We start from the raw sequence: 12,839 nt of genomic DNA, 5'->3' as shown, positions 1-12,839 counted from the left end.
GCGGCCTTTTATCGTCTTCAGAAAAGAAAATCAGTGGATGTGAACGCCTAAGCGCCAGGCAAAATAGATCTCTTCTTTGAGCTCCATTGAAGAGAGCGCGAGCAGATCGGTAAACTCCAGTTCAAGCTGTTTAAGCTTCTTGAGGTACTGCGCCGGAGACAGGTTGCTCTTATCGCGACGTAAAAATTCTATTGCCAGTTGGGCGGGGTTCAACTCGGTATCCATAATATCCTCTCTTGTGTACAAAACCTGACCAGTATAACACTTTTTGCTGGTCAGGTTTTGACCAAAAACAATTCCTGCAGGATGTTTACTCTGATTTAAACCACAGCGGTAGTCAGTCGCGAAGAGCAGCAAAGCCGATCCTGTTGGTCATAAAGGTCGATTTGCCACACCTGATGGCGCACACCGGCGTGGAGCGCACGACAAACGCCGCGCACGCGCCCGCTGCGCACCGAGCGGATGTGGTTGGCATTGACCTCCAGCCCCACCACCTTCTGTTCGCCTTCGGTACAGAGATATCCCGCCACGGAGCCCAGCGTTTCGGCAAGCACCACCGATGCCCCACCGTGCAATAAACCAAACGGTTGATGAGTGCGGCTGTCGACTGGCATGGTGGCTTCCAGGTCGTTTTCGCCAATGCGCGTAAACTGAATATCCAGCAAGCCCACCATGTTGCCTTCGCCCATGGCATTCAACGCCTGTAGCGTCACGGTACGTTTCCAGATCATCCCATTATCTCCAGCAGAGCCTGCAATGGATGGCGAACGCCGTTGCCTTCAACGCGTTTAACCTGACTGCGGCAGGAGTATCCTGTCGCGAGGCAACGGTTACGCGGCAGTCGCTGCATCGCCTGATGCCACGACAATTCGTAAATGCCAAGGGAATTAGCATGATTTTTCACCTCATGCCCGTAGGTCCCCGCCATACCGCAGCACCCGACGCTGACGTTCTCAAGCCTGGCGCCGAAGCGGGCAAAAATAGACGCCCATTGCGCGGGCGCACCCGGCAGCGCGGTGACTTCCGTACAGTGCCCAAACAGATACCACGATTCACCGCTAACGTCTTTCACCGCCGCGCTTTCCAGCGCCGCCGGAAGCCATTCGTGCACCAGCAGCACACTGAAATCACCCCGTTTGTCGCCCAGCGTTTGCTTATATTCATCGCGATAACACAGCACCAGGGCCGGATCGACACCCACCATCGGCATACCGAGCTGCGCCACACGGTTCAAAAAATCAGACGTTTTCTGCGCGGTTTTTGCAAAGCGGCTCAGGAAGCCTTTAATATGCTGCGCCTTGCCGTTCGGCGAGAACGGCAGCACGACGGGCTGATAGCCCACTTTTTCCACCAGACGCACGAAATCAGCGACCACCTGCGCATCGTAATAACTGGTGAACGGATCCTGAACCACCAGCACCGTTTTAGCTTTTTGCCCGGCGCTCAGAGCTTCCAGCTGTTCAAGCGTCATATTTGCCGAACGGTGGCCAACCAGCTGGCGCTGCAGAGAAGGCGTGGAAAGCAGCGGCAGATCGACCATGCCGATATGTTTTTCGGAAAGTTTGCGCACCAGCGGCTGATTGATGAAAAAGTTGAACGTTTTCGGCGCGCGCGCCATCAGCGGCGCGTAGCTTTCCACGGTAGCCACCAGGTGATCGCGCACGGGCCGCAGATACCGGGAATGATAGAGTTGCAAAAAGCGCGAACGAAATTCCGGCACGTCGATTTTAATCGGGCACTGGGTCGAGCAGGCTTTACAGGCCAGACAGCCGGACATCGCCTCTTTCACCTCATGTGAAAAATCGTACTCGCCTTTGCGGGCGTGCCAGCTGTTGCGAGAGCGCTCAATGAGCGTGCGCAGGCTGGCGCGTTTTTCCGGGAGATGGTTTTCAAGCGCAATCGGATCGACGCCGCGATCGGCCAGCAGACGCAGCCACTCACGCACCAGCGTCGCTCGCCCTTTTGGCGAATGAATGCGGTTGCTGGTGATTTTCATCGACGGGCACATCGGGCTTTTCACATCAAAGTTAAAGCACAGACCGTTGCCGTTACACTCCATCGCCCCGCGCCACGACGAACGCACCGCAATCGGGATTTGTCGATCGAACGTGCCGCGCTTGACGGCGTCCACCTGCATCATCGGCTCATCCACACCGGCCGGCGGGCAAATTTTCCCCGGATTGAGACGGTTGTGCGGATCAAATGCCGCCTTCACTTTGCGCAGTTCGCCGTACAGTTGCTCACCAAAAAACGCCGGGCTGTATTCCGCGCGGAAGCCTTTCCCGTGCTCGCCCCACAGCAGGCCGCCGTATTTCGCCGTCAGCGCTACCACCTCATCGGAGATCTGTTTCATCAGGATCTCCTGCTGCGGATCGCACATATCCAGCGCCGGGCGCACATGCAGCACCCCGGCATCCACATGGCCAAACATGCCGTAGCTCAGACCGTGGCTATCCAGCAGTGCGCGGAACTCGACGATGTAATCGGCCAGATGCTCCGGCGGCACGCAGGTATCTTCGGCAAACGGAATCGGTTTGGCCGCGCCTTTGGCATTCCCGAGCAACCCCACCGCTTTTTTACGCATCGCGTAGATACGTTCAATGCCTGAAAGATCGTTGCACAACTGCCAGCCAATGACGCCGCCTTCGCCCTGCGCGATCAGCTCATCCAGGCGCTGACACAGGTTTTGCACCTGCCCCTCGATCAGCTCCGCATCGTCACCGGCAAATTCGACAATATTTAAGCCCAACATCTCTTTATCAGGCACATCGGTAATCAGCTCGCTGACTGAATGCCAGACGATATCTTCGCGCGCGAGGTTGAGCACTTTCGAGTCAACGGTTTCCACCGACAGCGCGCGCGCCTCCACCATAAATGGCGCATTGCGCAGCGCGGAATCAAAGGAGTGGTATTTGACGTTGACCAGCCGACGCACTTTGGGCAGCCGGGTGATATCCAGGCGGGCTTCGGTGATAAATGCCAGCGTGCCTTCCGAACCGGTCAGAATGCGGGTTAAATCAAATTCGCTGAGATCGTCATTAAAGACATGTCGCAGATCGTAGCCGGTCAGGAAGCGATTGAGCTTCGGGAATTTATCCACGATCAGCTGGCGATTATCGCGGCAGCTGTCGAGCACGCTGCGATAGATTCTCCCGACTGCCGTGCTGTCTTTGCCCAGCGTTTCCGCAAGGGCTACCGGCATCGCCTGCGTATCCAGAATATCGCCGCCTAACAGCACAGCGCGAACGCCGAGCACGTGGTCGGAGGTTTTGCCGTAGACCAGAGATCCCTGCCCGGAGGCATCGGTATTAATCATACCGCCAATGGTGGCACGGTTGCTGGTGGATAATTCCGGCGCAAAGAAATAGCCGTAAGGTTTCAGGAACTGATTAAGCTGATCTTTGATCACGCCGGCCTCTACCCGCACCCAACCCTCTTCAGGATTGATCTCAATGATGCGGTTCATATAGCGCGACATATCAATGATGATGCCCTGATTCAGCGCCTGACCGTTGGTTCCGGTCCCGCCACCGCGCGGGGTGAAAACCAGAGAAGCAAAACGCTCCTGCGCCGCCAGACGAGAAATAAGCGCCACATCAGCGGTAGAACGAGGAAAAACAACGGCATCGGGAAGTAACTGATAGATACTGTTATCGGTCGCCATGGTCAGCCTGTCGGCATAATGAGTGGCGGTATCACCTGTAAAACCCTGTTGCTCCAGTGCTTGCAAATAATTGAGCACCAGCTGAACGACGCCAGGTGCCTGAGAAATCAATGGGATCATTACGGAAGACCCTAAATAGTGTTGTTGCCCTCTCAATCATTTGGCTTGCAGGAAGGCTCGCAGCCCACGCACCTGCAGCGTAAATTATGACGAGGGATATCGTTTGCGTTGTGTTTGAATTGTTGTATCACATTTTTTTCTTATGCGCCCGGCAGATTTACGGGCAGAATTTAGCTGTCAAAAATGGCAGAAATCACTAATGATTAAGTTACGCAATTTTCTGTTCCTGCCAGCGCGGCTGGTATTCAATTAAGGTGAATTTCATTTATGGTCAATCTTCGTCAGCCCAGGGACGTTGCGCAAATTTTGCTGTCGGTGCTGTTCTTAGCCATCATGATCATCGCGTGTTTATGGATTGTGCGCCCATTCGTTCTCGGATTTGCGTGGGCAGGTACGGTCGTTGTCGCCACCTGGCCTCTGTTATTACGTCTGCAAAAGCTGCTGTTCGGCCGGCGTTCTCTGGCCGTTCTGGTCATGACCCTGTTTCTTTTCCTGGTCTTTATCATTCCCATTGCGCTGCTGGTTAACAGCCTGGTGGACACCAGTGGACCGGTTATTCGCTCAATCACCAGCGGAGAGATGACGGCCCCCGATCTTGCCTGGCTGAACAGCATTCCGATCGTGGGCGCAAAGCTCTATAGCGGCTGGCACAGTCTGCTGGAGATGGGGGGCAGCGCGATTATGACCAAAGTGCGACCGTATGTCGGGACAACCACAACCTGGTTTATCGGGCAGGCGGCACACCTCGGGCGCTTTATGATGCACTGTACTTTGATGCTGCTCTTCAGCGCCCTGCTGTACTGGCGCGGCGAACAGGTGGCATTGGGCGTTCGTCATTTTGCGACCCGTCTTGCCGGATCGCGCGGCGACGCGGCGGTCCTGCTGGCTGCGCAAGCCGTTCGCGCGGTTGCGCTGGGCGTGGTCGTGACCGCGCTGGTGCAGGCGGTGCTGGGCGGGATTGGGCTGGCGATCTCCGGCGTGCCGTATGCCACTATTTTAACCGTCATCATGATCCTCACCTGCCTGGTGCAGCTTGGGCCGTTGCTGGTGCTGGTCCCTAGTATTATCTGGCTTTACTGGAGCGGTGATACGACCTGGGGCACGGTGCTGCTGGTGTGGAGCTGCGTCGTCGGCACGATGGATAACGTCATTCGTCCGGTGCTGATTCGCATGGGCGCCGACCTGCCGTTGATTTTAATTCTGTCCGGCGTTATCGGCGGTTTGATTGCCTTTGGGATGATCGGTCTCTTTATCGGGCCGGTGCTGCTGGCCGTCACCTGGCGCCTGTTCTCCGCCTGGGTTCATGAGATCCCACCACCGGGAACGGACCCCGAGGTGATCCTCCACGACCTTGAGGAACTGGAAGGTAAAAACAAGCCGTAATGCATCTGCAGGCGGGGTCACCCGCCTGATACTTAAGTCCGACTAATCATTTTTATCATCTCTTACTGGTCCGACCCGCTATTCCGCACTCTGGCACTTCATCCAACGCGCAAAATCTTCATAGTTTTTAAACTATTGAGACGAATCTGATCGACGCTAAATCTTCACATGCCTACTATTAGGACACGGTTATAAATCAACACCTTGATTTATAAGCATGGAAATCCCCTGAGTGAAACAACGAATTGCTGTGTGTAGTCTTTGCCCATCTCCCACGATGGGCTTTTTTTTAGGTTTTTTTCGGCGAACTGTGGGGGGTAAGCAGCGCAGATAATCCGTGGTTTTCCAGGACGGGTTTGAGGAACATAAAGAATTTAGGGGGGAAACCGTAAACGTTTTTACCTGCACATCCCTCTCTGCGGGAGAGTCATGCCTGTCACGTTACTCATATACGTGATAAATAATACGCCCGGCAAGCGTCGCGCCGCCGGGCAAATTATTTACTTTTTCAGCTCAGCCAGGCTCAGCCAGGTTTGCACGACGGTATCCGGGTTCAGAGACAAACTATCGATCCCCTCTTCCATCAGCCACGCGGCAAAGTCTTCATGGTCGGATGGACCCTGACCACAAATCCCGACATATTTGCCCTGTTTCTTCGCGGCGCGGATAGACATCGACAGCAGCGCTTTCACCGCTTCGTTGCGTTCATCAAACAGCTCAGAGACCACGCCGGAGTCACGGTCCAGACCCAGCGCCAGCTGCGTCATGTCGTTAGAACCGATAGAGAAGCCATCAAAGTGTTCCAGGAACTGTTCCGCCAGCAGCGCGTTGGACGGAATCTCACACATCATAATGATCTTCAGCCCGTTTTCACCGCGCTTCAGCCCCTGACGCGCCAGCTCATCTACCACCGCTTTCGCTTGATCGACGGTTCGAACAAACGGGACCATAATTTCCACGTTCGTCAGGCCCATCTCGTTGCGCACGCGTTTAACCGCATCGCATTCGAGCGCAAAGCAGTCGCGGAAGCTGTCAGACACATAACGACCGGCCCCGCGGAAGCCCAGCATCGGGTTCTCTTCTTCGGGTTCGTAACGCTCGCCGCCCACCAGGTTGGCGTATTCGTTGGACTTGAAGTCCGACAGACGCACGATCACGCGTTTCGGATAAAACGCCGCACCCAGGGTGGCAATCCCTTCGGTCAGACGCCCGACATAGAACTCTTTTGGTGAGTCGTAGCCTTTCATCATCTCGCGGATCTCGTTTTGCAGCGCAGGCTCCTGGTCGTCAAACTCCAGCAGCGCGCGCGGATGCACACCGATCATGCGGTTGATGATAAATTCCAGACGCGCCAGACCCACACCCTCATTAGGCAGACAGGCAAAGTCAAAGGCGCGGTCCGGGTTGCCAACGTTCATCATGATCTTCAGCGGCAGATCCGGCATGGTATCCACGCTGGAACTCTTCACGCTGAAGTCGAGAATATCGGCGTAAACATAACCGGTATCCCCTTCGGCGCAGGAGACCGTCACTTTTTCGTCGTCTTTCATGCGTTCGGTCGCATGACCACAGCCGACCACCGCCGGAATGCCCAGCTCGCGGGCGATGATCGCCGCGTGGCAAGTGCGGCCACCGCGGTTAGTGACAATCGCCGCCGCTTTTTTCATGATCGGTTCCCAGTCCGGGTCGGTCATGTCGGTCACCAGTACATCGCCTGGCTGAATGCGGTTCATCTCGCTAATATCGTGGATCACTTTAACCGGACCCGCGCCAATGCGATGGCCGATGGCACGCCCTTCCGCAACAATTTTACCCTGCGCATGCAGCGTGTAGCGCTCCATGACCTGACCGCGGGAGCGAACGGTCTCCGGACGCGCCTGCACGATAAACAGTTTGCCGGTGTTGCCATCTTTCGCCCATTCGATATCCATCGGGTGACCGTAATGTTTTTCAATCTGTACGGCCTGTTTTGCCAGCTCCTGCACGTCCTCATCCGTGAGCGAGAAACGATCGCGCTGCTCCTGCGGGACGTCTTCAATCTCAACCTGCTTGCCATGCTCCTGATTGGGAGCGTAGATCATGCGGATTTTTTTTGAACCCATCGTGCGACGCACGATAGAAGGACGGTTGGCTGCCAGCGTCGGTTTGTGAACGTAGAATTCGTCAGGGTTAACGGCCCCCTGCACCACCATTTCACCCAGACCCCAGGCGGAAGTGATAAACACAACCTGATCGAAACCGGATTCCGTATCAATGGAGAACATCACGCCGGACGCGCCGATATCAGAGCGCACCATCCGCTGCACGCCCGCGGAGAGCGCGACGCCGCGGTGGTCGTAGCCCTGATGCACGCGATAAGAGATGGCCCGGTCGTTGAACAGCGAAGCAAAGACGTGTTTCACCGCCACCAGCACCGCGTCATACCCTTGCACGTTGAGGAAGGTTTCCTGCTGACCGGCAAAAGAGGCATCCGGCATATCTTCTGCCGTGGCAGACGAGCGCACGGCGAATGACGCCTGAGCATCGTCAGCGGAGAGCTGGTTATAAGCTTCATGAATGGCTTTTTCCAGCTCCGGCTGAAAAGGTGTGTCGATAATCCACTGGCGGATCTGCTTACCGGCTTTCGCAAGCTCAGTCACATCATCAATATCCGTTTTGTCCAGCAGGTCGTAAATGCGCTGGTTTACACCGCTCTGGTCTAAAAACAGGTTAAACGCGTCGGCGGTTGTGGCAAACCCGTTCGGGACGGAAACACCCATACCCGACAGATTTGTAATCATTTCACCCAGGGAGGCATTTTTGCCTCCAACTCTGTCTACATCATTCATGCCGAGTTGGTTATACCAAAGCACCAGCGGTGACGAGCCATTGTTGGACATCGAAACAATCCTTTTATGATATTTGAACGGAGTAAGTAACACCTGACTTCGTATTTATACTGGCATATTTATTCCCCGCAAAAAAACGGTGAATCGTGTAAGCACTTTTATTTTTCAACTTTTCGGATACTTTCCCACCACCGCCTAAGCCGATGATTCCTAAAGATTCATGCTAAAACCATGTGAATAAAGCGTCTATTTGAAAAATGAAATCCACTTTTCAGTAAAATTAAAAACACCATTTCATTTTTAATTCAGACAAGTTCTTTGCTGTGTAATTTACTTTTTTAATTTATGCTTTCAGACAATTACGTACGATATTCAGGGTGGATAAAATGGATAATGCTGTCGATCGCCACGTTTTTTATATTTCTGATGGTACGGCGATCACCGCCGAAGTGTTGGGCCATGCGGTGATGTCGCAATTTCCGGTGGCGATTAACAGCATCACGCTGCCGTTTGTCGAAAACGAAAGCCGCGCCAAGGCGGTAAAAGAGCAAATTGACGCGATTTATCAGCAAACCGGCATTCGTCCTCTTGTCTTCTATTCCATCGTAATCCCCGAAATTCGCACCATTATTCTGCAAAGTGAAGGCTTTTGTCAGGATATTGTCCAGGCGCTGGTCGCTCCGTTGCAGAGCGAGTTAAAGCTCGAACCCACTCCCGTTGCTCACCGTACTCATGGCCTGAATCCTGGCAATCTGGTGAAGTATGACGCGCGTATCGCCGCCATTGATTACACGCTCGCCCATGACGATGGCATCTCGATGCGTAATCTCGACCAGGCGCAGGTCATTTTGTTGGGCGTCTCGCGCTGCGGCAAAACACCGACCAGTCTCTATCTCGCGCTTCAGTTTGGTATTCGCGCGGCAAACTACCCTTTCATTGCCGATGATATGGATAACCTGGTGCTGCCTGCGGCGCTGAAACCGCTGCAACATAAACTGTTTGGATTGACCATCAACCCTGAACGGCTTGCCGCTATTCGCGAAGAGCGTCGCGAGAACAGCCGCTATGCCTCAATGCGCCAGTGCCGAATGGAAGTGTCCGAAGTGGAAGCGCTGTACCGGAAAAACCAAATTCCATGGCTCAACAGCACCAACTATTCGGTTGAAGAGATTGCCACTAAAATTCTCGACATCATGGGACTGAATCGCCGTATGTACTAATATGCTAGTACGGTATTCGTATTTCAGTTATCATTGCTTCACTTTCGGGGCGGCGTTGCCCCGAACTTGAAATCAGCAAGAATTGGTTTAAGGTGATGCCCATCACTTCCCGGTAGTCTGCCGATGAAGCAAAAAATTCTGAGACATTCCATGAATAAAACCGACGAACTCCGCACTGCGCGTATCGAAAGTCTGGTGACGCCCGCAGAGCTGGCCCAGCGGCACCCCGTTTCCGCCACCGTGGCAGAACATGTGACCGCCTCGCGCCGACGTATTGAAAAGATCCTCAACGGTGAAGATCGCCGTTTACTGGTTATTATTGGCCCGTGCTCCATTCACGATCTGGATGCTGCGATGGACTATGCGCAGCGGCTTACCGTCCTGCGCGAAAAGCACCAGCATCGGCTTGAAATCGTGATGCGCACCTATTTTGAAAAACCGCGCACCGTTGTGGGATGGAAAGGACTCATTTCCGACCCCGATCTGAACGGCAGCTATCGTGTGAATCACGGTATAGAGCTGGCGCGCAAACTGCTTTTGCAGGTCAATGAGCTGGGCGTGCCGACTGCCACCGAATTCCTCGATATGGTGACCGGCCAGTTTATCGCCGACCTGATCAGCTGGGGGGCCATTGGCGCACGCACCACGGAAAGCCAGATCCACCGTGAAATGGCCTCGGCGCTCTCCTGCCCGGTGGGCTTTAAAAACGGCACGGACGGTAATACGCGTATTGCGGTCGATGCTATCCGCGCATCGCGCGCCAGCCATATGTTCCTCTCGCCAGATAAAAATGGCCAGATGACCATTTACCAGACCAGCGGTAATCCGTACGGCCATATCATTATGCGTGGTGGTAAAAAACCGAACTACCACGCTGAAGATCTCGCTGCGGCGTGCGATACGTTGCAGGAGTTTGATCTGCCGGAGCATCTGGTGGTGGACTTCAGCCATGGCAACTGCCAGAAGCAGCATCGCCGTCAGCTGGAAGTGTGTGATGATATCTGCCAGCAAATTCGCAGCGGCTCAACCGCTGTCGCCGGGATAATGGCCGAAAGCTTCCTGAAAGAAGGTACGCAAAAAGTCGTCTCCGGACAGCAAATGACCTACGGCCAGTCTATTACCGACCCTTGCCTGGGCTGGGAAGACACCGAACTGTTGCTCGAAAAGCTCGCCTCTGCGGTGGATACCCGTTTCTGATCCTTCCCCCCGCCGCTCTGGCGGGGGTCTTGTTTTATCAGCCGCTACTTTTACCCGCCCTGGTACAAAAATTGATTCCGTCACAACTTTTTCACAAAAATGCTTGCTGTGAAATTTCACTTTGTTGATAATGATTATCATTGTTACATTGATTGTTATTTTTAAACACTATGTCACGTACCGATAACACAGCGGCAACGCTCGTAAAAGAACACACACAGCCAACCCCTCCCTCTGCGGAACGCCGGATCGACAGCAAAAGCCTGCTGGGCGACGAAGGCCGGGTGATTATCGAGCATGATGGCCAGCACTATCTTCTGCGCCAGACCCATGCCGGAAAACTGATTCTGACGAAATAAACAATACCGATACTATTCGCCAGCCACCCAGGTGACCCCCAGGCAGCCAGCGCTTTCGATTTTCTAATGGAGAGTTGCTATGCCATACCTGCATTCCGCGTCTTTGCGCCCGTCGCTGCTGGCGCTGTCAGTTGTCAGTGCCCTGTCGGGCAGCGCGTTTGCTGCCACAGAAGAGATGACGGTCACCGCCACGGGTAACGCCCGTAGCGCCTTTGAAGCCCCAATGATGGTCAGCGTGATCGACGCGACGTCCCCTGAAAAACAGACGGCCAGCTCCGCGGCCGATCTGCTGCGTGCGGTACCGGGGATCACGCTGGACGGCACCGGCCGTACCAACGGTCAGGACGTTAATTTACGCGGTTACGATCGCCGCGGCGTGCTGGTGCTCGTGGACGGCGTGCGTCAGGGGACGGACACCGGTCACCTGAACAGCACTTTCCTCGATCCCGCGCTGATTAAACGTATCGAAGTGGTGCGTGGCCCGTCTGCCCTGCTGTACGGCAGCGGGGCAATGGGTGGTGTGATTTCCTATGACACCGTCGACGCCAAAGATCTGCTTGATACGGGTAAAAATAGCGGCTTTCGCGTGTTCGGGACGGGAGCCACCGGCGATCACAGCATTGGCATGGGCGCCAGCGCCTTCGGTCGTACCGATACGCTGGATGGCCTGGTAGCCTGGTCCAGCCGCGATCGCGGTGATTTACGTCAAAGCAACGGCACCACTGCGCCAAACGATGAATCCATCAATAATATGCTGGCGAAAGGCAGCTGGAAAATCGACAGCGCGCAAACGCTGGGCGGCTCACTGCGCTATTACAACAATGCCGCGCAGGAGCCCAAAAACCCGCAATCCACCGATGCGGATGACAGCAGCAACCCCATGACCGACCGCTCTACCATTCAGCGTGACGCTCAGCTGACTTATCACATTGCTCCCGCGGGCAACGACTGGCTGAATGCCAGTACAAAACTCTACTGGTCCGAGGCGCGAATCAATGCGCAAAACGTGGACAGCACCGCCGAGTTCCGCAAGCAAACCACCAAAGGCGGAAAAGTTGAGAACCGTACCCGTCTGTTCAGCGACTCCTTCGCCTCTCATCTGCTGACCTACGGCGGTGAGTATTATCGTCAGGAGCAAAAGCCGGGAGGCTCCACCACCGGCTTCCCGGAAGCGAAGATCGATTTCAGCTCCGGCTGGCTGCAGGATGAGATCACCCTGCGCGATCTGCCGGTGACCCTGTTAGGGGGAACCCGCTATGACAACTATCGTGGCAGCAGCGATGGCTACGACGATGTGGATGCGGATAAGTGGTCTTCCCGCGCGGGATTGACCGTTAACCCAACCGACTGGTTGATGCTGTTCGGCTCTTACGCCCAGGCGTTCCGTGCGCCGACGATGGGCGAGATGTACAACGATTCGAAGCACTTCTCCATCAGCAATTTCTACACTAACTATTGGACACCGAATCCGAATCTGCGTCCGGAAACCAATGAGACGCAGGAATATGGCTTTGGCCTGCGCTTTGACGATATGTGGCTTGCCAACGATGAGCTGGAGTTTAAAGCCAGCTACTTTGACACCAAAGCGAAGGACTACATCTCCACGACCGTCGACTTTGCGGCTGCCACTACCATGTCCTATAACGTACCCAACGCCAAAATCTGGGGCTGGGACGTGATGGCGAAATACTCGGCGGACCTTTTCAGCCTGGATATGGCGTACAACCGCACCCGCGGCAAAGATACCGATACCGGCGAATACATCTCCAGCATTAACCCGGACACCGTCACCAGTAAACTGAATGTGCCGGTGGCGCAAAGCGGCTTCTCCGTGGGCTGGATCGGCACCTTTGTCGATCGCTCAACCCATATCAGCAGCGAATACAGCAAGCAGCCGGGCTACGCGGTCAATGATTTCTACGTCAGCTATCAGGGCCAGGAACAGCTGAAAGGCGTCACCACCACGCTGGTGCTGGGCAACGCCTTTGACAAAGAGTACTGGTCACCGCAGGGCATCCCGCAGGATGGACGCAACGGCAAGATTTTCGTCAGTTATCAGTGGTAATCA

Annotated in this window: 9 protein-coding genes and 1 other RNA gene; 6 read left to right on the top strand and 4 right to left on the bottom strand. The window is 54.8% G+C overall.

Going from position 1 to position 12,839, the window contains the following annotated elements; genetic code table 11:
* Nucleotides 1-30: 30 nt before the first annotated feature.
* From SOM82_RS08820 to ydiJ, 3 genes are all read right to left on the bottom strand, one after another.
* Entirely contained in the window at nucleotides 31-225 is a 195-nt protein-coding gene (locus tag SOM82_RS08820) for a YdiH family protein (protein ID WP_320459308.1), read from the bottom strand.
* Between the two features lie 95 nt (nucleotides 226-320).
* On the bottom strand, nucleotides 321-731 hold the full coding sequence (menI, locus tag SOM82_RS08815) for a 1,4-dihydroxy-2-naphthoyl-CoA hydrolase (RefSeq protein ID WP_320459307.1): 411 nt from the start codon (nucleotides 729-731) through the stop codon (nucleotides 321-323).
* A complete protein-coding gene (gene ydiJ / locus SOM82_RS08810; protein WP_320459306.1) occupies nucleotides 728-3,784 on the bottom strand; it encodes a D-2-hydroxyglutarate dehydrogenase YdiJ in 3,057 nt (1,018 codons plus the stop codon). Before ydiJ ends, menI begins: the two co-directional genes overlap by 4 nt.
* A 267-nt stretch (nucleotides 3,785-4,051) precedes the next feature.
* Here ydiJ and ydiK point away from each other — a divergent pair, with 267 nt between their 5' ends.
* The gene (gene ydiK, locus SOM82_RS08805) at nucleotides 4,052-5,167 is read left to right on the top strand and encodes an AI-2E family transporter YdiK (RefSeq protein ID WP_320459305.1); all 1,116 of its coding nucleotides are present in this window, start codon (nucleotides 4,052-4,054) and stop codon (nucleotides 5,165-5,167) included.
* A 185-nt stretch (nucleotides 5,168-5,352) separates the two neighbouring features.
* An RNA gene (rprA, locus tag SOM82_RS08800) (antisense sRNA RprA) lies at nucleotides 5,353-5,460 on the top strand.
* A 207-nt stretch (nucleotides 5,461-5,667) separates the two neighbouring features.
* Here the strand turns inward: rprA and ppsA are convergent.
* Entirely contained in the window at nucleotides 5,668-8,046 is a 2,379-nt protein-coding gene (gene ppsA, locus SOM82_RS08795) for a phosphoenolpyruvate synthase (protein ID WP_320459304.1), read from the bottom strand.
* A 335-nt stretch (nucleotides 8,047-8,381) separates the two neighbouring features.
* Here ppsA and ppsR point away from each other — a divergent pair, with 335 nt between their 5' ends.
* The 4 genes from ppsR (at nucleotide 8,382) to SOM82_RS08775 (ending at nucleotide 12,836) form a co-directional block, all read left to right on the top strand.
* Nucleotides 8,382-9,215: a posphoenolpyruvate synthetase regulatory kinase/phosphorylase PpsR gene (ppsR, locus tag SOM82_RS08790; protein ID WP_154125202.1), complete on the top strand. Its 834-nt coding sequence runs from the start codon at nucleotides 8,382-8,384 to the stop codon at nucleotides 9,213-9,215.
* A 150-nt stretch (nucleotides 9,216-9,365) separates the two neighbouring features.
* Nucleotides 9,366-10,412 (top strand): 3-deoxy-7-phosphoheptulonate synthase AroH, encoded by a 1,047-nt coding sequence (gene aroH / locus SOM82_RS08785; protein WP_320459303.1) that lies wholly within the window; start codon nucleotides 9,366-9,368, stop codon nucleotides 10,410-10,412.
* Between the two features lie 170 nt (nucleotides 10,413-10,582).
* Entirely contained in the window at nucleotides 10,583-10,771 is a 189-nt protein-coding gene (gene hemP, locus SOM82_RS08780; protein WP_154125200.1) for a hemin uptake protein HemP, read from the top strand.
* Nucleotides 10,772-10,850: 79 nt separating this feature from the next.
* Nucleotides 10,851-12,836 (top strand): TonB-dependent hemoglobin/transferrin/lactoferrin family receptor, encoded by a 1,986-nt coding sequence (locus SOM82_RS08775; RefSeq protein ID WP_154125199.1) that lies wholly within the window; start codon nucleotides 10,851-10,853, stop codon nucleotides 12,834-12,836.
* Nucleotides 12,837-12,839: the final 3 nt, after the last annotated feature.

It is taken from the genome of Lelliottia sp. CFBP8978 (genome assembly GCF_034046055.2).
Taxonomy (GTDB): Bacteria; Pseudomonadota; Gammaproteobacteria; order Enterobacterales; family Enterobacteriaceae; genus Enterobacter.
Note: the sequence above shows the minus strand (reverse complement) of the source record. Positions and strands in the feature narration are given on the sequence as shown.